The sequence below is a fragment of the Aquabacterium sp. genome (assembly GCF_048860245.1).
In the GTDB taxonomy this organism is placed as follows: Bacteria; Pseudomonadota; Gammaproteobacteria; order Burkholderiales; family Burkholderiaceae_C; genus Aquabacterium.
Map to the genome: position 1 here is coordinate 1 of NZ_JBLIZW010000029.1, position 20437 is coordinate 20437.

16 protein-coding genes and 1 pseudogene are annotated in these 20437 nt (G+C 62.8%); 4 read left to right on the forward strand and 13 right to left on the reverse strand.

Translation table 11 applies throughout. The features are described 5' to 3' along the window. The 7 genes and pseudogenes from ACMV18_RS03065 to ACMV18_RS03095 all read right to left on the reverse strand — a co-directional run. A pseudogene (locus tag ACMV18_RS03065) lies at positions 1–89 on the reverse strand (DUF1153 domain-containing protein); the annotation flags it as partial. 146 nt (positions 90–235) lie between these two features. Beyond that, positions 236–1162 (reverse strand): pseudouridine synthase, encoded by a 927-nt coding sequence (locus ACMV18_RS03070; protein ID WP_420816627.1) that lies wholly within the window; start codon positions 1160–1162, stop codon positions 236–238. Next, the gene (gene yjjJ / locus ACMV18_RS03075) at positions 1143–2534 is read right to left on the reverse strand and encodes a type II toxin-antitoxin system HipA family toxin YjjJ (protein WP_420816628.1); all 1392 of its coding nucleotides are present in this window, start codon (positions 2532–2534) and stop codon (positions 1143–1145) included. The genes ACMV18_RS03070 and yjjJ overlap by 20 nt, the downstream gene beginning before the upstream one ends. A 122-nt stretch (positions 2535–2656) precedes the next feature. Next, complete coding sequence (locus tag ACMV18_RS03080) at positions 2657–3892, reverse strand: M20 family metallopeptidase (RefSeq protein ID WP_420816642.1); 1236 nt, start codon at positions 3890–3892, stop codon at positions 2657–2659. Between the two features lie 14 nt (positions 3893–3906). Beyond that, positions 3907–5712 (reverse strand): 2-oxo-4-hydroxy-4-carboxy-5-ureidoimidazoline decarboxylase, encoded by a 1806-nt coding sequence (uraD, locus tag ACMV18_RS03085; RefSeq protein WP_420816629.1) that lies wholly within the window; start codon positions 5710–5712, stop codon positions 3907–3909. 26 nt (positions 5713–5738) lie between these two features. After that, a complete protein-coding gene (gene puuE, locus ACMV18_RS03090; protein WP_420816630.1) occupies positions 5739–6692 on the reverse strand; it encodes an allantoinase PuuE in 954 nt (317 codons plus the stop codon). A gap of 10 nt (positions 6693–6702) precedes the next feature. After that, positions 6703–7476, reverse strand: coding sequence for a GntR family transcriptional regulator (locus ACMV18_RS03095; RefSeq protein ID WP_420816631.1), 774 nt, complete (start codon positions 7474–7476; stop codon positions 6703–6705). 60 nt (positions 7477–7536) lie between these two features. Between ACMV18_RS03095 and uraH the strand changes: the two genes are divergently transcribed. Together uraH and ACMV18_RS03105 are read left to right on the forward strand one after the other, a co-directional pair. Next, positions 7537–7947: a hydroxyisourate hydrolase gene (gene uraH / locus ACMV18_RS03100; RefSeq protein ID WP_420816632.1), complete on the forward strand. Its 411-nt coding sequence runs from the start codon at positions 7537–7539 to the stop codon at positions 7945–7947. A gap of 8 nt (positions 7948–7955) precedes the next feature. Then, positions 7956–9194 carry a urate hydroxylase PuuD gene (locus tag ACMV18_RS03105; protein ID WP_420816633.1) on the forward strand — a complete coding sequence of 413 codons (1239 nt, stop codon included), beginning with the start codon at positions 7956–7958 and terminating at the stop codon, positions 9192–9194. Between the two features lie 119 nt (positions 9195–9313). Here the strand turns inward: ACMV18_RS03105 and ACMV18_RS03110 are convergent, their stop codons facing one another. Then, positions 9314–11671 carry a diguanylate cyclase domain-containing protein gene (locus tag ACMV18_RS03110; protein WP_420816634.1) on the reverse strand — a complete coding sequence of 786 codons (2358 nt, stop codon included), beginning with the start codon at positions 11669–11671 and terminating at the stop codon, positions 9314–9316. An 11-nt stretch (positions 11672–11682) separates the two neighbouring features. Next, positions 11683–13923 (reverse strand): EAL domain-containing protein, encoded by a 2241-nt coding sequence (locus ACMV18_RS03115; RefSeq protein WP_420816635.1) that lies wholly within the window; start codon positions 13921–13923, stop codon positions 11683–11685. 237 nt (positions 13924–14160) lie between these two features. Here ACMV18_RS03115 and ACMV18_RS03120 point away from each other — a divergent pair, with 237 nt between their 5' ends. Both ACMV18_RS03120 and ACMV18_RS03125 read left to right on the forward strand, forming a co-directional pair. After that, positions 14161–15138, forward strand: a complete 978-nt coding sequence (locus ACMV18_RS03120) for a glycosyltransferase family 2 protein (protein WP_420816636.1) — start codon at positions 14161–14163, stop codon at positions 15136–15138. Continuing rightward, entirely contained in the window at positions 15135–15512 is a 378-nt protein-coding gene (locus ACMV18_RS03125) for a GtrA family protein (RefSeq protein WP_420816637.1), read from the forward strand. The genes ACMV18_RS03120 and ACMV18_RS03125 overlap by 4 nt, the downstream gene beginning before the upstream one ends. Here the strand turns inward: ACMV18_RS03125 and ACMV18_RS03130 are convergent. From ACMV18_RS03130 to xdhB, 4 genes are all read right to left on the reverse strand, one after another. Then, positions 15441–17009 (reverse strand): ArnT family glycosyltransferase, encoded by a 1569-nt coding sequence (locus tag ACMV18_RS03130; protein WP_420816638.1) that lies wholly within the window; start codon positions 17007–17009, stop codon positions 15441–15443. The genes ACMV18_RS03125 and ACMV18_RS03130 overlap by 72 nt on opposite strands. Beyond that, the gene (locus tag ACMV18_RS03135) at positions 17000–17866 is read right to left on the reverse strand and encodes a ChbG/HpnK family deacetylase (protein WP_420816639.1); all 867 of its coding nucleotides are present in this window, start codon (positions 17864–17866) and stop codon (positions 17000–17002) included. Before ACMV18_RS03135 ends, ACMV18_RS03130 begins: the two co-directional genes overlap by 10 nt. 48 nt (positions 17867–17914) lie before the next feature. Continuing rightward, a complete protein-coding gene (xdhC, locus tag ACMV18_RS03140) occupies positions 17915–18772 on the reverse strand; it encodes a xanthine dehydrogenase accessory protein XdhC (protein ID WP_420816640.1) in 858 nt (285 codons plus the stop codon). Positions 18773–18781: 9 nt separating this feature from the next. Then, a partial coding sequence (gene xdhB, locus ACMV18_RS03145; RefSeq protein WP_420816641.1) for a xanthine dehydrogenase molybdopterin binding subunit occupies positions 18782–20437 on the reverse strand: 1656 nt, incomplete at its 5' end.

Below are 20437 nucleotides of genomic sequence, written 5' to 3' on the forward strand. Positions count from 1 at the left end.
GTGGTCTTGCCTTGAATGATGTCCAGGACCAAGGCCGTCTTGCGCTTGGCTGTCCAGCGTTTGATGTCTTCTTCCATCACGGTGCTCATCTCAGTTTCCTTCAACGTTAACACCTGAGCAGGAATTCATTGGGTCAATACAATGTCAGCACCACCATGATTTACACCCACGTCTTGGCGCAGCACAGTGCATCCACGGTCAGCCCCCTCGACAGACTATTGATGCCCGCCTGAGATCAGTCGTCGCGCCAATTCAAGCGCAACCGGCTTTCAAAATGGCGCTCTTGTCCGGTAATGGGGTCGGAGAAGGCCAGGGTTTTGGCCAGCAGTTGCAGGGGGCGACTGAAATCCGGGGGCATATCGAGTGGCAGAGCCGGCCACAGTTCGGGGTAGATCTGGTCGTTCACGATGGGAATGCCCAGAGCATTCATGTGTGCGCGCAGTTGGTGCTTTTGTCCTGTGACGGGTTTGAGTCGGTAATGCCCCAGGCCATCGCGCAGGCTCAGTAACTCGATGGCGGTTTCGGCGTTGGGTTCACCGGGCACTTCGTGCATGGCCATGAAGCGGTCGCTTTCGGCCAGCCGGCTGCGGCGCACCAAGGGCAGCTCAAGGTCGGCGCGCACGGGGGCAATGGCCTCGTATACCTTGCGCACCACCTTGTCGCTGAACATGCGTTGGTAGGCATGGCGGGTGGTCGGCTGAATGGTGAACGCCACCAGCCCGGCGGTTTCGCGGTCAATGCGGTGCATGGGCACCAGCGTGTCAATGCCGGTTTGGCGCTTGAGGCGCACCAGCAAGGTCTCCTTCACATAACGGCCCTTGGGGGTGACGGGCAGAAAGTGCGGCTTGTCAGCCACCAGCAGGTAGTCGTCTTGAAAGACGATGCTTTCTTGAAACGGCACCGCGTGCTCAAACGGCAGGGCGCGCCAGTAAAACACTTTGGTGTGGGCACGGTAGGGCGCATCGGGCGGCAAGGCCACACCTTGTGCGTCCAACACGTCGCCTTGCAGCATGCGCTGCTGCCATTCTGCGTGCGCAATGGCGGGGATGCGCTCGCACAAGTAGTCGAGTACGGTGGCCCAAGTGCCGTGAGGTAAGGCGACGGTGCTGGGGCTGACCCCATCGCGAGCGGGCGGGGTGTAATCAGACTTGGCGCGCGACATGATCAAGGGTGCGGGCGTTGGTCTCGCACATGTGGCGGAATGAGGGGCTGATGCGTGGGTCGGCTGACGCGGCATGCCAGAAAGCCAGTGCGGCCCTGCATGCGGTTTGCCAGTGCGGGCGTTGATGCGGCAAGGGCCACTCCGGCTGGAAGGTGCGGGGGGGCACCTCGCCGCCCGGCAAGGGGGCATACATCATGGGTAGCATGTCGTAAGCCGGTGCCACTTGCAGGGTGGCTGCGGGCACAAAGCTCAGGTTGCCCAGGTGCATGTCGGTGTTGCCGATCAGGCGTCCAAACCACCAGAGCACGGTGATGCGTTCGGCATCGGTGGACGACAGCAGTTTGAGGTCCACCAGGCGAGCCGCGAGCTGGGGCCACGCCGTGCTGCGGTCACCCAGAAAAGCGCCTTGCAGGCTCTCCAGGCTGCTCAGGCGACTGCGCCCCCATTCGCCATGCCGGTCGAAGCGTTCTAGCTCCAAAAAGGTCCGGCCGGCGTGCTGCACGATGCGGCTGCGGGCACTGCCTGGTCCGGGCAACGTGGCCACTTGCATGAGGGCTAGGTGTTCGCATACCAGCAAGTCAGACCAGCGTGTGACGGCGGGCGAGTCGTCGGCCCCCGAAAATTTCACCAGCACATGCTGGGTGAGGGCGCCAGGCAGGGCTCGGCGTGCAGCGAACTTGGGAAACTCACCCGCTGCGCTGGAGCCCGCTACGCCGCTGGCCAAGGCATCTTGTGCCAATTGTGCGTAGGCGTGGCCTGTGGCGTCTTCAGTCAGTGGTGGCGTCGTGGTGTGATGTGCCTGTTGCCACAGGGCGCAGGCAGTTTCACCGAGGATCAGGTTCCCGCTGAGGTCGTGACCACGCTGGTTCAGCACGTGCAGGATGTCGTCGTCGTCCCAGTCGTTGGGCGCGGCCGGCACGCCCAGTTGCCGATGCTCGGCCAGTGCGAATTGGCGCCCCATATAGCCCTGTGGGCGCATGTCATAGAGTGGGTATGGCAGGCCGCCCCACCAACCGTCTCGCGCTTCGTCGGGCATGGGCCATGGGGTGTGGCCAGCGGGAAGGCTCAGGTGCAGACAACTGCCTTGGGGGTGGAGGGCTGACAGGGTGCCGATTTGATCGATGCGGCCTTCGCGGTTGACTTCGTACAGCGGTAGATCCTGCAGCGCGCCGCGCAGCGGGCGCCGCAGTGCGTAGCGGGTGCGGCGTGCTTTGCCTGCGCTGACGATGTGTGCGGCTTGTTCTTGCAGGAGCCGGTGTAGCGTCGGGACACTCACGCCCAGGTGTGCGGCCAGCTCGGGGCCACTCGCGCCGGGGTGCCGGCCCAGCACGCTGGTCAGTCGGTCTCGTGCCGCTTGCAAGAGGGGGCGCATGGCAAAAGCTACATGGGTTTTGAAATGATTATTGATTGGATTCTACGGGTGTGAGTCCTTTTAAATCAATATATTAGGGAGCTTGTGTTGGTTGTTGTGAGTGGTTTCTGTTGGGTGTGCGCTCAGCTTAGCAAGTCCAGCAAGGTGCGCGCGACCACCTTGGTGGCTTTGCGCAGGTCTTCCAGCACCAGGTGCTCGTCGGCGCGCTTGGCATTCGACTCGAACACGGTGCGGGGGCCGGCACCGTAAATCACAGCGGGGATGCCTTGGGCGCAGTACAGGCGCACATCGGTGTACAGCGGGGTGCCACTGGTGGGGATGGGCTCGCCAAAGATGGCTACGCCATGCTTTTGCAGTGCTTGCACCAAGGGGGCGTTGCCAGGCAGTGGCTTGAGGGAGTGGGCCAGCAGCAGGCGCTTGATCTCGACACGGATGCCGGGGAAGGTGGCGGCGGCCTCGGTGATGACGCGGCGGATGTCGGCTTCGACCTCGGTGGCGTTTTCTTCGGGGATCATGCGGCGGTCTAGCTTGAAGACCACCTTGCCCGGCACGACGTTGGTGTTGGTGCCGCCTTCAATGCGGCCCACATTCAGGTAGGGGTGCTTGATGCCCGGCACCTGCGAGGTGATGCCCTGGTACAGCGTGTTTTGGGCGTAAAGCGCTTGCAAGATGGTGACGGCGCCTTGCAGGGCGTCAATCCCGGTGTGCGGAATGGCGGCATGGGCCATTTGGCCGTGCACGGTCACTTCCATTTGCAGGCAACCGTTGTGGGCGGTGACCACTTCGTAGCTGAAGCCGGCTGCCATGAGCAGGTCGGGCTTGGTCAGGCCTTGGCGCAGCAGCCAGCCGGGGCCCAGTTCACCGCCAAATTCTTCGTCGTAGGTGAAGTGCAGCTCGACGGCGCCATGCAGGGCCGGCGCATTGGGTTCGGCCAGCAAGGATTCGAGCGCGCGCAGGGCAAAGCTGTAGGTGGCAAAGTCGCTTTTGCTGACGGCGGCGGCGCGGCCATAGAGCTTGCCGTCTTCGATCTCGCCGCCATAGGGGGCGTGGGTCCAGCCTTCGCCGGGAGGGACGACATCGCCGTGGGCGTTGAGCGCCACGGTGCGGCCGCCATCGCCCAGCTTTCGGCGAACGATCAGGTTGGTGAGGCTTTGCAGTCCGTAGTCACGTACCTCGGCTTCGGGTACAGCGTGGCGCTCGGCCGTCCAGCCAAACTCGCTCAGCAACTGGGCGGTACGCTCGGCGTGGGGGGCGTTGTTGCCGGGCGGGGTGTCGGTGGGCACTTGCACCAGGGCCTGCAGAAAGCGCACTTCTTCATCGAAGTGCTGGTCCACCCAGCGGTCCAGGGCGTCGTACATGTTGGGGGGGGTGCTCACAGGTTCTCCAGCAGGTGCATGAAGGCGTCGACGCACAGTTGCGCATCGTCATTGGTGATGGTTTCCAGCGGGTTGTGGCTGATGCCGTCGTTGCCGCCCCGCACAAACAGCATGGCTTGCGGCAGGATCTGGTGCAGCTTCATGGCGTCGTGGCCGGCCCCGCTGGGCAGTTTGTAAACGGGCAGACCCAGGCTGCTGACGGCAGCCTCCCAGCGTTGTTGCCAAAGGGCGTCGGAGGGGGCAGCGGCGGCCACCATGGTCTGGGTCAGATGGATGTCGACACCGCGGCGTTCGGCCACGGTGGTGGTGAAGGTTTGCACATCGGCAGCCAAAGCATCGCGCTGGGCATCGGTGGGCGCGCGCAGGTCCAGCGTGAACTGGCAGCGGCCCGGCACCACATTGATCGACCCTTGGGGCACGTGCAGCACGCCCACGGTGCCCACCGAGGGGCCGTCGGGCGCGTGTGCATCGTCGCGGGCTCGGCGCTCGGTCATCAGGGCGATTTCGGCCACGGCCAAGGCTGCGTCGTGGCGCATGGGCATGGGGGTGGTGCCCGCATGGCAGGCCACGCCGATGGCTTCACCGTTGAAGCGCACGCTGCCGTTGATGCCGGTGACCACGCCCAAAGGCAGGTCGAGTGCATGGAGGACCGGGCCCTGCTCGATGTGGACTTCGACAAAGCCCAGGTAGCGCTGCGGCTGGCGGGCCAGGGCGCGGATGTCGTCGAGGTTGGCGCTCAAGCCGGCGTCCAGCATGGCCTGGCGCACGCTGATGCCCTGAGCATCGACCGTGTCCAGCCATTCGGGTTGGAAGTCGCCCACCAGGGCGCTGGAGCCCAGAAAGGTGGCCGGAAAGCGTTGACCTTCTTCTTCGGCAAAGGCCACCACTTCAATGCCGTAGCGCAGACGCTTGCCGGCTTTGAACAGCGCTTGCACACAGGCCATGGGCACGAAGATGCCCAGTCGCCCGTCGTAGCGGCCGCCATTGCGCACGGTGTCGTAGTGCGAGCCGGTCAACAACCGGGTGGCGTTGGCATCGGTGCCGTGGTACACGCCAACCACATTGCCCACCGCGTCGAGCTTCACTTCGTCAAAGCCGCACACGCGCATCCAGATCTGCAACTGGGTGGCGGCAGACTGATGCTCGGGGGTCAGGTAGGTGAGGGTGAGGGGCAGGGCGCCATCCAGCCCGTTGTCACCGGTGCCCTCGGTGTGGGCGGCCAGGGCGTCGGCCCAGTCCAGGATCTGGTTGCCATCGGTGGGTGCCACGCCAAACTTGTCGTTGAGGCGGATTTCGGCAATGCGATGGATGTTGCGCAGGCACTCGGCACGCTCGGCATCGGCGTTGTGGCGCAGGCGCCGGGCAAAGGTGGTGATGATTTGCTGGCGCGTCAGCCCGGTGCCACGGGGCCCCCGCACGGCCAGGATGAAGGGCCAACCAAACTTGGCGTTGTAGTCGGCATTGAGTTGCTGCAGGCGCGCGAACTCGTCGGGGCTGCAGTGGGTCAGGCCGGCCTGGCTTTGCTCGTTGGTGGATTCGGCCGTGAGTTCACCAGCCACAGCCGCTTTGCCCGCCAACTCGGGGTGGGCACGGATGAGGCCAAGTTGCTGTGCCACGCTTGCTTCGCGCACGGTTTGGGCCAGTGCGTGCTTGAGGTGCGCCAGGCTGGCAAAGGGGCGCTTGGCCCAGGTGGCCTCGGCGATCCAGGGTGAGTGTTCGTAGATGCCGTCGAGCAACTGGGTGAAGGCCGCTTGATCGGCTTCATTGAGTTGATCGAGCGACAGGGTGGGGATGACGACCATGGGGCCTCGTGTGCGATGCGGGGTGGTCAGCGGGCGGGCTGATAAGGGTGAACGGCTTGCCAGTGGCGGGCGATGTCGATGCGGCGACACACCCAGACCTTGTCGTGGCTGGCGACGTGATCCAGAAAGCGCTGGAAGGCACGGAAGCGGCCAGGGCGGCCCAGCAGGCGGCAGTGCATGCCCACGCTCATCATCTTGGGCGCGTTGTCACCGGCGGGATCGCCTTCGGCGTAGAGCAGGTCGAAGGTGTCCTTCAGGTAGGTGAAGAAGTCTTCACCCTGCGAGTAGCCCTGCGGCAGCGAAAAGCGCATGTCGTTCACATCGAGCGTGTAAGGCACCACCAGATGCGGCACCACCTCGCCATCGGTGCGCTGCACTTCGGTCCAGAAGGGCAGGTCGTCGCCGTAGTAGTCGCTGTCGTAGGCAAAGCCGCCGTAGTCGGCGACCAGTCGGCGGGTGTTGGGGCTGTCTCGTCCGGTGTACCAACCCAAGGCGCGCTGGCCGGTCAGTTCTTCGATGATCTGCATGCCCAGGCGCATGTGCTCGCGCTCGGTGGCTTCATCGAGGTTTTGGTAGTGGATCCAACGCCAGCCGTGGCAGGCGATTTCGTGGCCCAGGTCGACAAAGGCTTGAGTCAACTCGGGGTGGCGCTGCAAGGCCATGCTGACGCCAAAGACGGTGAGGGGCCAGCCACGCTTTTCAAACTCGCGCAGGATGCGCCACACGCCCACGCGCGAGCCGTATTCGTAAATCGACTCCATGCTCAGGTGCCGGTCGGGGTAAGACGCCGGGTTGAACATTTCGCTCAAAAACTGCTCGCTGCCCGCGTCGCCGTGCAGCACGGAGTTTTCGCCGCCTTCTTCGTAGTTCAGCACAAACTGCACGGCAATGCGCGCGCCATCAGGCCATTGCGCGTGGGGTGGCTGAGCGCCGTAGCCGATGAGGTCGCGGGGGTAGGGAGCGGTAGGCTGCATGGGCATGGTGGGTGGGTCAGCGCGTAGCGCGCGAAGCCGGAGCGGTGCGGCGGTGTTCGGTCAACTGTTTTTCGACCGTGTCCAGGTGCTCGTTGAGCAGCTTGACAGCCAGGTCGGCATCCTTGGTCTCGATGGCAGAAAGGATGTCCACGTGTTCGGCATTCGAGGTTTCGGCGTCGTCCGCCGACTGGTACATCAGCGAGATCAGTGAGCAGCGCGACACCAATTCCTGCATCAGATCGACCAGAACCTGGTTGCCCAGCACCTGGGCCATCTTCACGTGGAAGTCAAACAGCAACTTGGTGCGCGTGGGCACGTCGATGCGCGTGACCGCATCGCGCTCTTCGGCAATGTGGGTCTTGAGTTGCTTGATGTCGGCGGGGCGAATGCGTTGCACCAACTCACGCAGCATCTGGCCTTCGACCATGCGGCGTACGGCAAACACCTCGCGGGCTTCTTGCATGGAGGGCGCCGCAACGAAGGCGCCTCGTGCTGGTTCCAGCTTGACGAGCTTCAGCTCGGACAAACGAAACAGCGCTTGCCGCACGATGGTGCGCGACACCCCGAAGCGGTCGCCCAGGCTTTGCTCGACCAACTTGGTGCCAGGCTCCAGGCGGTGCTCCACGATGGCGCGCGTCACCGCCAGCACGATCTGTTCGGTGCTGGAGGTGTCGTCGCCGCCCACAATGGGCTCGGCCGGGATGGCGTCCGCATCCACTTTGCGCAAGCGCTTGTTGGCGCGGGGGCTTGTCTCTTTGTTGGCAGGCGTCTTGCGTGCTTCACTCATCATGGTTAAAGTGTATACACTTTTGAAATGTCGATGCAAGCATCGTTGTGACAGGTTGACTCCATGACGCTACCCGATCCCCAACACGCCTCTGTCGCCGGGCGTTTGACCACCCATGTGCTGGACACCGTGCACGGCACCCCCGCAGCCAGGATGGCTGTCTCGTTGTACGTGCGAGAAGTGTCGCCCGAAGACGGCTGCTCCGAAGGTCGCTGGCTGCTGTTGCGCAGCGTGCTGACCAATGAGGATGGCCGTGTAGACGGGCCCATGTTGGCGGGTGAAGACTTCAAACCGGGTTGCTATCGACTGGTGTTTGATGTGGAAGGCTATTTCCGTGCCAAGGGCCTGGATTTGCCGAACCCGGCGTTTCTGGGCAAGGTCTCGATTGATTTCGGCCTGGCCGATCCGCAGTCGCACTACCACGTGCCCTTGCTGGTGAGCCCTTGGGCGTACTCGACCTACCGTGGCAGTTAAAGGTAGCGATGATGGACTTCTCACCTTGGTTTGGATACGCACTCGACTGGGCCAACTTGTTGCTGCGCTGGGCCCACGTGATCGTGGCGATTGCCTGGATTGGCTCGTCGTTTTACTTCGTGTGGCTGGACAACAGCCTGACGCCACCCACCGACCCCAAGCTGAAAGAGCAGGGCGTGGGGGGCGAGTTGTGGGCGGTGCACGGCGGCGGCTTCTACAACCCGCAAAAGTATCTGGGGGCGCCCAAGCAGTTGCCTGCGCACCTGCACTGGTTCTACTGGGAAAGCTATTCCACCTGGTTGACCGGCTTTGGCCTGTTCACGGTGCTGTACCTGTTCAATGCAGGCACCTTCCTGATCGACAAGACGGTGTACGACTGGTCCCCCTTGGTGGCCGTGCACGCCGCGCTGGGCTTTTTGGTGGGCTTCTGGTTGATCTATGACCTGCTGTGCCGCACCGTGGGGCGCATGCCGGGCAAAGATGGTTTGCTGGGCGCACTGGTGTTCGGCGTGGTGGTGGCGGCCAGTTGGCTGGCCTGCCAGTTGTTTGCGGGCCGCGCAGCCTTCCTGCTGGTGGGGGCCATGATGGCCACAGCCATGAGCGCCAACGTGTTCTTCTGGATCATTCCGGGGCAGCGCAAGGTGGTGGCCGCCATGAAGGCGGGCGAACCGGTGGACCCTGTGCATGGTCAGCGGGGCAAGCAGCGCAGCGTGCACAACACCTACTTCACCTTGCCGGTGTTGTTTGCCATGTTGAGCAACCATTACGGCTGGGCTTACAGCCATGCACACAACTGGTTGGTGCTGGTGCTGATCATGCTGGCAGGGGCTTTGATTCGCCAGTTCTTTGTGGCGCGCCACAAGACCGAAGTGGCCGGCAAGCCGGCTCCGTGGGGCTGGGCGGCCGCTGGCGTGGCGGTGCTGTTGGGTGTGGCCGTGTGGCTGGCCCCTGCGCCGTCCAAATCTGCTGCGCCCACCGTGGCCGCCGAAACACCTCAGCAATTGACGGCCAAGGCGCAAGCCATCATCGGGCAGCGTTGCGTGATGTGCCACAACGCGCAAATTGCCAACAAGGGTGTGCGCCTGGATTCTCCGGAGGCCATCGCCACGCGGGCGCAAGCCATCTACCAGCAGGTGGTGGCCTTGCGTGCCATGCCCCTGAATAACGCTACCCAGATCACGGAAGACGAACGTGCCACGCTGGGGCGCTGGTACCAGGCCACTTCAGCGGCTGTGCCCACACCTTGATCGCGGTGCTGCGTTTTTAAGCAATCTAGGGTTCCCCATAGGGGGAAACCAGATTGCCCCAACCTTGCCAACAAGGTTGTCCACAGGAAATGGGGACAAGTGGATAAGTGGACCGGGGCTCAGGGCGCCCAGGTCTGGATGCGGACGCAGCCCTTGCCGGCGCGCTTGGCCAGGTACATGGTCTCGTCTGCGGCATCGAGCAAGGCGTCTGGCGACTCGGTGTGTTGCAGTGCGGCGCCCGCGCACAACACCACGCCAATGCTGGCAGAAACTTGCACCAGTGCCCCGGCCGACGTCAGTGTGACGGGTTGTGCAATGGCATTCAGCAATCGGTTGGCGACCAGTTCGGCGCCTTCGGTATCGGTGATGCCGCTCATCACGCCGATGAACTCATCGCCCCCCACACGCGCCAGGGTGTCACCTTCACGCAAGACATCGTTCATCCGGGTGCTGAGCGTGCGCAACAACTCGTCACCGGCCTGATGCCCGTACATGTCGTTGACGGGCTTGAACCCGTCCAGATCGGCAAACAGCACGGCCACGCCGCTGTCGGCCCGTCGTGCTTGCGACAGTGCCTGCTTCAGACGGTCTTGCAGCAAATTGCGGTTGGGCAGGCCTGTCAGGCGGTCGTGATACGCCGAGTATTGCAACTCTTCAATCAGGCGCTTTTGCAGACTGATGTCAGAGAACACCGCGATGTGGTGCGTGATCATGCCCTGGGCATCCCGCACCAACGACATCGAGATACGCTCGGGGTACACGTGCCCTGACTTGTGGCGGTTCCACACTTCGCCGTGCCAGGTGTCGTGCTTGTGCAGATGCGCCCACAGGGCTTGGTAAAACGCCTTGTCGTGCTGGCCTGAGCTCAAGATGCGAGGGCTCTGGCCCAACACTTCGTCGGGCGTGTAGCCCGTGATCTGTGTGAACGCCGGATTGACCTGCACGATACGGTTGTCGCAATCGGTGATCATGATGCCATCATGGCTTTGGCGGAACACGGTGTGGCTGAGGATGCGCTCTTCCTCTTGTCGCTTCTGCGTGCTCACATCCAAGTGCATGCCAGTGATCAGTTCTGGCTCGTTTGTGCCCCGCTCGCGCTGGATGACCATGCCGATGGTGTGAATCCAGGTCCAGTGACCGTCCTTGTGCTTCATCCGAAACACGGCGTCGTAATGGGGGATCTCGCCAGCAAAGTGGCGTCGCATTTGCTGGCGGGCACCCGGTACGTCGTCCGGGTGCGTCAGCGCCACCCATTTTTCAAAGGACAGCGGCTCAATTTCGGCGCGGCTGTAGCCCAACATGGTGGCCCAGCGTTCGCTGAACTGCACTTCACCGGTCTTGCGGTTCCATTCCCATGTGCCGGCATGGGTGCTGCTGATGATGTTGTTCAGTCGCTTGTGCTCCTGATCCAGCTCGCCCAATGTTCTCTCAAGGGTGATGCTGGCACGGTGCAGGCGTTGGTTGTGCCAGGCGCCTCTCAGAATCAGGGCCACCATCAAGCCCAGCGACAGCAACGCAAAAGCAAACGTCCAGCTGTGCTGTGAGGCGAAATCGGCCAAGCTGAGTTGCGGCACCACCTCGAAGGGCGGCATGCGCAACAGCCGCATGGTGTTTTCCACGTCCGAGTAGTCGGCCGGAATGGTGAAGCCATAAATGCCTGCAGCTTGGGCTGCAGCGTCGCTCGGCGCCATGGCGAGCAGTGCAGCCGTCACATGGCGGCTGATGTCTGGCGGCACGTGGGGCAGGGCCACCATCGGCCATTCGGGGTACAGCTTGGTCGACAAGGCGAATGGAAAACCAGGCTCCGTGCGCGGTGCGATCACTTCCAGTTGGCTGGTGTCGAACGCACGCCGAACGGTGCTGGATTCGAGCACACCGGTGCGCAAGAAGCCCGCATCAGCCTTGCCAGCCAGAACGGCCGCCACCACATTGTCTTGGGGTTGCCCCAGTTCCTTGAACTGAATGCGGTCCAGCGAAACCTTGTGTTCCTGCAGCAAGGCTGCTTGTGCGGTGTAGGCCCCCATCGATTGCGCGCGGGGGATGGCCACGGTTTTCTGAGCCAGATCAGCCAGCGTCTGGATGTCGGTGCGGTCGCGGCGTTTCAAGATGACGCCGCCAAACATGGCCACAGCCTGACCGTTTTCCAGAGACTGCTGCGTGGCAATCGCGCCCGACAAGCGGTTGCCCGAGCGCAGCATGATGTAGTGGACCGGATTGGTGAACACCAGATCCAGCTCGCTCTTGGCAATGGCCTCCTGCATCTGATCCTGCGTCAGAAAGCGCACGATCACTTGCGGCCCGTGCAACCTGTCTTGCAAATAGGTGCCAAGGGAGGCCCAGGTGGCTTCCATGACCGGAATCGGCCGGTAGGCAAACACGCCGATCACCAGCTTGTCAGGCCCTGCCGCATGAACCGGCGACCACCACATCAGCCAGAGCAGGCAGAGGGTGCGCACGATGTTGCGGATCAGTGCCATGTGGTGTCCCGTCAGCTTGTCGACTTCAGCATCGAAGCCAGCGCATCACCTGGCATGGGGCGAGCGAAGTGATAGCCCTGTACTTCATCACATTCACACAATCCCAGTTGCGCGGTGACCTGTTCTGATTCAACCCCTTCAGCCACGGCGCGCAGATTCAGCGTGTGGGCCATCTGGATGATGGCGCGCACGATGGCCGCGTCGTTGGCATCGGTCGCCATTTCTCGCACAAAAGACTGATCAATCTTCAGGCGATCGATGTTGAACTTCTTCAAGTAAGCCAGGCTGGAGTAACCCGTCCCGAAGTCGTCGATCGACAGGTTGACACCCAAGGCCTTCAGCCGTTCGAACAAGCCGATCATGTTGTCGGTGTCATGCACCAGCACCGATTCGGTCAGCTCCAACTCCAGCCATTGCGGCGCCAGCCCGCTGGTCTCCAGCGCACGACGAACCGATTCCTCCAGCTTGCCGCTGCGGAACTGCACGGCCGAGACATTGACTGCCACCGTCACAGGGGGCAAACCGCTGTCCTGCCAGGCTTTGGCCTGACGGCAGGCTTCTTCCAGCACCCAGTCGCCAATGTCCACGATCAGGCCAGTTTGCTCGGCGATGTCGATGAATCGGATGGGCGAGAGCAAGCCGTCGGTGGGGTGCTGCCAGCGGATCAGGGCCTCGGCACCCGAAATCTGGCGCGTGCGCAGATCAATCTGCGGCTGGTAATGCAACACAAACTCACGGTTGACGATGGCTTGACGCAAACCTTGCGCAATGCGCAGGTGCGCCAGACCATCGGTGTTGAGTTGCTCGGTGAAGAAGCGGTAGGTGTTGCGGCCGGCTTCCTTGGCGTTGTCCAGCGCCTTGGTCGCGGCCTGCAGCAACTTTCCGCCGTCGTCGGCGTCGTCCGGGTAGATGGCCACACCAATCGAGCACGACAGCGACAACGCTTTGTCGTCTAGCTGGATCGGGGTCCGAACACGCTCCAGCAACCCCATGGCGGCAGAAGTGACCGTTTCCATGTCCTGTACGTCGGTCAGCGCAATCAGAAACTCGTCACCACTTTGGCGGCAGATGGCGTTGCCCTCTGACACCGACTGGCTCAGGCGTTGGGCAATCTGGGTCAGCAGCTGGTCACCCGCAGCATGCCCCAATGAATCATTGAGCAGCTTGAAATTGTCGACGTTCAGTGCCAGCAGACCCACCTTGGTGCCAGCCCGCGAGGCATAGCTCAAGGCGTTGTCCAGCCGGTCTTGAAACAACACCCGGTTGGGCAGGCCGGTCAGCACGTCGTGCGAAGACAGGTATTGAATCGTCGCCTCGGCGTTTTTCTTGTCGCTGAGGTCGCTGAAGATGCCGATGTAATGGGTCGTGTGGTTGGCCTGATCGTTGACGGCCGAAATCGACAACCATTCCGGGAACACTTCCCCGTTCTTGCGTCGGTTCCAGATCTCACCGTGCCAGTGACCGAAGGTCCGGATGCTGTGCCACATGGCCGTGTAGAACGACGGGTCATGGTGGCCAGACGACAAGAAGCTGGGGTTGCGGCCGATCAGCTCATCCTGCGTGTAGCCAAACACTTTGGAAAACGCACGGTTGATCAACAGGATCTTGCCCTGTGCATCGGTGACGATGAAACCCTCTTCGCTGCCTTCCATGACCTTCTGGAACAGGCGCATGGAGGACTGCGACTTGTGCCGGTCCAGCACGATGCCGATGATTGAGGCGCCGATTTCCAGAATGCGCTTGTGGAATTCGGTCGGGGCGCGATGCTCGAAGCTCGACAACGCAAAGGTCCCAACGATTTGTCGCTCGGCCGAGTAGATGGGGACTGACCAGCAAGCGCAGAGGTTGAAGTCGTAAGCCAGTTGCCGCAGGTCTTGCCAACGGGGGGCGGCAAAGGTGTTGCTGACGTACTGCGGGGCCTCTTGGTAAACCACATTGCCGCATGAGCCTGCACCGGGGCCCGGGCGCAGGCCATTGAGGCGGGCATGACCTTCAGCCGGAATGCTGGGCGCTGCGTAGACATTGAGTGCTTCGCGGGCGCTGTCGAGCAACATGACCGACCCGACGGAGTTGGGCAGCAGTTGTTCTTCGAGGTTGCAAACCCGATTGATCACGTCCAGGTGGTCGTCACCGCGCGCCACGGACTCCAGAATGGCTTGCTGCAGATGAAGAATCTGCTCCTGTTCGTACTTCGATAGCTGGGAGCTGTACTCGTCAAGGGCGGCAGGGACGGTCGAACAACTCGGCGGCATGGCTTTCGCGACTGATAAAAGTCGCCATGTTAGGGGGGTGATCTCAGACCATTTCCCTGGCAAGCGACTGGTTTGACCTAAATTAAGGATTACGGCAGGGCATCACACTCGTGCCTTCCCTAGTTGGCGATCAGTATCGCCACATTTCATGGGGGTAACCCGGTACAACAGCGCCTGTTTTGCGGGGGAGTTCACGGAATCCGGATAGGATTGCACCGTTTGTTGCTGGCCTGTCGTATGCGTCCTGTTCCTTCTATCTCACTGGTTGTCCCTGCGTACAACGAATCCAAGAACCTGCCCCACGTGGTGCCGGGCATGGTGTCTGCGCTTCGTGCCTTGTCCGACCGGGTCGAGGTGGTCCTGGTGGACGACGGCAGCCGAGACAACACGGTCGAGGTGATCGATGCGCTGTCACGCCAGCATCCCGAGGTGGTGGGCGTGAAGCTCAGTCGCAACTTCGGCAAAGAAGCCGCCATCACGGCAGGCTTGCATGAAGCCCGCGGAGAAGTGGTCGCCATCATGGACGCAGATGGCCAGCACCCGGTGTCCCTCCTGGACAAGATGCTGACGCTGTGGCGTGAAGGCAATGATGTGGTGTATGCCGTGCGCACAACGCGCGACGACCAAAGCCGCTTCCAGGCGTTTCTGACGAAGGGCTTCTATCGGCTGATCAACTCTGGCAGTCGCCTGACCATTCCTGAAAACGCGGGTGACTTCCGTTTGATGGGGCGTCAGGTGGTGGACGCCTTGAACGCCTTGCCCGAACGGCATCGATTCATGAAGGGCCTGTACGCGTGGGTGGGCTTCACCAGCACAGCCATTGACTACCAGCCTCAGGACCGCATTGAAGGGAAATCCCGCTTTGGTTACGCCGGTGCCATGTCTCTGGCGGCGACCGGACTGATTGCGTTTTCCAGCAAGCCACTGCGGACCTTGGGCGTGCTGGGCATCTTGATGTCCATGTTGGCCTTTGCCTTTGGCATGTGGACCGTGCTGGAGCACTTCATCTACGGAACCAAGGTGCCGGGCTACGCCACCATCGTGGTGTGCATGGCCTTTTTCAGCGGCATTCAGTTGATTGGTCTGGGCGTGATGGCCGAGTACATCAGCCGCATCTACGACGAGTCCAAGGGCCGTCCGCTCTTCCTCGTCGATCGCCGCATGGGCACGGGCCTGCCACGCCCGGAAGACAGTCAGCCTGACACTCGCGCATGAACGCGGGTCACTTCTGGTTTCTGGTCACCGGGGCCAGTGCCGCGCTCACGCACATGGCGGTGTTTGCTCTGGTCACGCGCCTGTGGCCAGCCTTGATGCCCGAGTTGGCCAATGCCGTGGGTTTCGTGGTGGCGTTTTGCGTGAGCTTCGTGGGCCACCGCTGGTTCAGCTTCAAGGGTACCAGCACCCCGTTGTTGACCAGCCTGGTTCGCTTTGCGGCCACCGCGTTGGCTGGTTTTGCCTGCAACGAGGTGGTGTTCAGCGCACTGGTTCGATTGGCCGATTGGCCATCGTGGCTGGCCTTATTTGTGGCGCTGGTCGTTGCAGCCGGCCAAACCTTTGTGCTCGGCCGCTTCTGGGCGTTCAAGCGCTGAGCCATACAAGGACCAGACGCGTCCTTGCTGCTTCAGGCGCCAGCCAGCAGGTGCCGGCGTCGAATTGGGCTGCACCAGCCACTGGCCAGCCTGGTTCACAGCCGTGTCCAAGGCCGTGGGCTGCTGCAGAGATTGTTGCGCACGCGGATCGAAGTCCACCCCTTCAAAAATCTCGCGGCGCCAGTCGTCACCCGCTGTCTTGCGGATGGTGACCCAGTCCTGGATCAGGATGAAGGGCTCCTGAATCTGTGCGTAATAGGGCAGGTCATAGGGGTAGCCACCGGCCACATGGATTTTGTCGCCCGGCTGCCAGGCGCATGCCAAGGCCGAGGCAATGTCTTGTGAACTCTTGCGTTCGGTGTAGCGGGTGCCTGCAACATGGGTGGCCAGGGCCAGTGCAATGGCCAGCACGCTCAAGGCGGCAAATGCCTTGGCGCTCCAGCGCTTGTGGCCCCAGGCGCGCTCATAGCCCACGGCAGCGAGCACAGCCAGCGGTGGCATCACCGGCAGGGCATAGCCAATCAGCTTGGACTTGGGGATGGAGAAGAAGGTGAGGATGGCCACCAGCCAGATGGCGCACAGCAGTAGCCAGTTGCGCGACAGCACTGGCGCGCCATCGGGTTCTTGCGGGCGGGTGCTACCCGGTTTGAGCGCCTGATAGGCCGCAAAGAAAGCCCAGGGGCACAGCATGCCCAGCAGCCCCACCCAATAGAACCACCAAGGGTGGACATTGTTGAAAGTGGTGCCGGTGAAGCGTTGAAACTGTTGTGTGCCGAACAGGTAGTTCAGCATGCCGGGCGACGACTTTTCCGCCAAGGCAAACCACGGCACGACGATGGCGCCGAAAATCAACAGGCCACGCAACCAGGGCAGGGTGATCAGTTTGTGCACCTGCCGGGTCCAGATCAGCCAGATCAACAAGACCAGGCCAGGCAGCGCCAGGCCAATCAAACCCTTGGTCATGATGCCCAATCCGCAAGCCGCGTAGCCCGCGAGCGCCCAACCCGTATGCGGGCGTTCGCGGCCGTCAATAGCCCAGGCAAAGCACCAGATGGCGGCGCTGATCCAGCTGGCCACCACCATATCGTGGTTGACGTATTGCCCACCCACCAGAAATGCCAGGCTGGTACCCAGCATCAGGCTGGCGCGGCGCGCCAGATCCACCCCGGCGATGCGTTGCACCATCACATACAGCATGCCCAGCATCAGGCCGCCATGCATCACCGGAGCCAGACGGGCGGTCAGGATGTGGGTGCCAAACAGCGAGATGGTGCTGGCCTCCATCCAGTACAGATAGGGCGGCTTGTGAAAGAAGGGCGAGCCGTTCAAGCGAGGCGTCAGCCAGTCACCGCTTTGCACCATCCAGCGCCCGATTTCCGCGTAACGGCCTTCATCGGGCAAGCCCAAGGGGCGAATGGCGGCCATCACCAGCAAAAAGACCCACAACAGCAAAGGCAGCAGCCAGGGGCGGTCAGCAAAACGGGTGTTCAGGCGCATGGTGCGTCGGTATAGAGGTTGCGGCCACGGCTCAAGACCAGACCGTGGGCGTTCAAGGTTTGCAGAAAATCAGGGCTGGCCAGGTAAGCATGCTCTTGCACTCGTGCGGGGCCAATCGGGTCGTCGGGCAGGGCTGCCTTAGCCGGGTGGCACATCAACAAGACCCCGCGTTGGGCTTGCTGCAGCCACTGGTGCATGTGCCGGGCATACAGCCCCTCGGCCACTTCAAAGCCGTATATGCCAGACAGCGCCGGGGCACACGGGATGCCTGCCTGAGCAGCTTCTCGAACCAGCGGCGCCGCCCCCCACAGGGCAATGACGCGTGATTTGAGCGAGGCGTATCCTGCCTGAGCACGACTCAGGCGCAGGTAAGGGCGCTGGTGCGCGGCGTACCGCTGGCTCATCACGTCCAGCAGCACCTGGCGGATGCCCGCAAACTGATGGATGTGCTGGTGCCCATCCACATGGTCGGGCGGTGCCTGCCACACATCTTCAAAGAGACCGAGTTGTCGGTCGATGACTTGTCGCACCTGGTCGGGCTTCATGCCGCCCAGTGCCGCCTGGAGCATGGTCTGCCCCAGGGGCAAGCCGTGTCCGGCCTGAATGGCAAAGGGGCTGGTCCAGTCGAGGTGCAGGCCCACGTCCATCTTGTCTCGCAAGGGGGCCAGCAGCGTTGCATCTGGTGCCCAGCGGGGCGACAAGGTCATGGCACTGGTGGCGCTCAGGCGCCCGGCGTGGGCCAGCTCCGCAATGCCTTCCGAGATGGGCGCGTTTTCTGCAAAGTCGTCGGCACACAGCACCACGGGGGTGACGGGCGACGAGGGCGGAGCAGAAGAGGGCGAGGCAGGGTGACGCATGCGGCAGGACAAAATGCGCCGCCAGTGTAGGGCAGGAAGGTGGCAGATTTAACGCAAGCTGAGAAGTTGGCCGACGATGGCAATCGCCATGACGACCGGCTCCTTGCCGGTGATGCCGGGCAGGCCGATCGGGCAGGTCAGGCGCGACAACACGTCCGTCCCGATGCCGGCGTCTTCCAGCCGATGCAGAAAGCGCGCGCGCTTGGTCTGCGAGCCAATCAGGCCAGCGTAGGCAAAATCGGCGCGCCGCAACACGGCGGTGATGATGCGCAGGTCCAGGTCGTGGCTATGGGTCAGCACCAGGTGGCAGGCCTGAGCGGGGGCGTCGGCCACTTCGTGCGCGGCCGATTCGGTGGGTAACCACTGGATGTGAGGCGGCAGCGTCGCCAGCATCTCGGGCGACGGCAGGCCCGGTTGCTCGCACGCGAGCCCGGTGTCGTCCAGTCGCTCGTCGATCCAGCGTACCGTGCAGTCGATGTCGGCCAGCAGACGCACGATGGCCTGCCCCACATGGCCGGCGCCATGCAGCTCCAGATGAAAGCGTGCCGGGGGCAAGGGCCAGGCGGCGAGGCTGTCTGCCGTGAGGGGTTCAAAGCGCGCGGTGACCACGCCGCCGCAGCATTGCCCCAGGCTGGGTCCCAAGGCGTAGGTGTGGGTCCAGGCTTGGCTGGGCAGGTGCCCTTCGGCCTGGGCCAAGGCTTGCCGTGCAAGATCCAGTGCCTGCCATTCCAGATGCCCCCCGCCAATCGTCCCCATCACCTGTTCGCGCGACACCAGCATGCGCGCACCCACCTCGCGCGGCGTGGACCCCTGGATGGCGTCCACGCTCACGATCAGGGCCGGGCGTTGGTCGTCCAGCCATTGCCGGGCGGTGTGCTGCAGGTGGCGCGCCATCAAACTGCTCATGGGCGGGTCTCAGGCGTGCGTGGCTTGCATGGCCTCGACGGCGTCCAGAATGGCTTCGGGCGTGGCGGGTGCATGCAGGGTTGGTACCGCGCCGGGTGCGCCGAGGCTGGCTACCGCATCCCGAATGGCAAAGAACACCGAGAAACCCAATAGCAAGGGCGGCTCACCCACTGCCTTGGAGCGGTAGATGGTGTCTTCCGGGTTGCGGTTGTCAAACAGGTTGACGCGGAAGTCGGGCGGGCAGTCGTTGGCCGTGGGGATCTTGTAGGTGGACGGCGCGTGCGTCATCAGCTTGCCCGTTTGAGGGTGCCACCACAGTTCTTCACTGGTCAACCAGCCCATGCCTTGCACATACGCGCCTTCGACCTGGCCTTTGTCCAGCGCCGGATTGATGGATTGACCGACATCGTGCAGCACATCGGCACGCAGCACACGCGATTCGCCCGTGAGCGTGTCCACCAGTACTTCGCTGACTGCTGCGCCATAGGCGTAGTAGAAGAAGGGGCGCCCCTGCATGGTTTGCCGATCCCAGCTCAGCCCGGGGGTGGCATAGAAACCGTCTGACCACAACTGGATGCGGTTCATGTATGCGTCGCGCACCACGTCTTCAAAGGACAAGGTTTGCTCGCCGGCCTGTACGGCATCGTTGACGATGCGGACCTGATCGGTGGGCAGGTTCAGGCGCGTGGCGGTGCGGTTGATCAGCCGGTCGTAGATCTGACGTGCGGCATCGGCAGCGGCCTTGCCATTGAGGTCTGAGCCCGTTGAGGCAGCCGTGGCCGAGGTGTTGGCGATCTTGCTGGTGTCGGTGGCCGTGACCCGTACGCGCGACAGGCTGATGCCCAGCGTGTGCGCCACCATCTGGGCCACCTTGGTGTTGAGACCCTGGCCCATTTCGGTGCCGCCGTGGTTAACCAGCACACTGCCATCGCTGTAAACGTGAACCAGCGCGCCGGCCTGATTCAGGTGGACCACGTTGAACGAGATGCCGAACTTCACCGGCGTCAGCGCCAAGCCCTTTTTCAGCACCGGGCTGGTGGCGTTGAAGGCAGTGATGGCTTCGCGGCGGGCGCGGTAGTCACTGCTGCGCACCAGTTCGTCGATCAGTGGATGCAGCACGTTGTCGGTCACTGTCTGGCCATAGGGCGTCACATTGCGCTCGCCCACGCCGTACAGATTGGCCAGACGGACGTCCAATGGGTCCTTGCCCACCTTGCGGGCGACCGCATCCAGAATGTGCTCGATCAGCAGCGCGCCTTGCGGGCCGCCAAATCCGCGGAAGGCCGTGTTGCTTTGCGTGTTGGTGCGGGCGCAGTAGCCCCTCAAGTCCACATTGGGCAGCCAGTAGGCGTTGTCGAAGTGGCAGATGGCCCGGGTCATCACCGGGGCAGACAGGTCGGCCGAATGTCCGGCGTTCGACAGCATCTCCACCTTGGCAGCGAGGATGCGGCCCTCGTCGTCGTGTGCCACCTCGTAATCATGCTGAAAGCCATGGCGCCGCCCGGTGATGAGGATGTCGTCGTCGCGGTCCGGGCGCATTTTCACCGGGCGCTGCAGCAGGTGCGCGCCCAGTGCGGCGATGCAGGCGAACACGGCAGATTGCGACTCCTTGCCGCCAAACCCCCCTCCCATGCGTCGGCAGGTGACTTGCACCTGATGGGCATG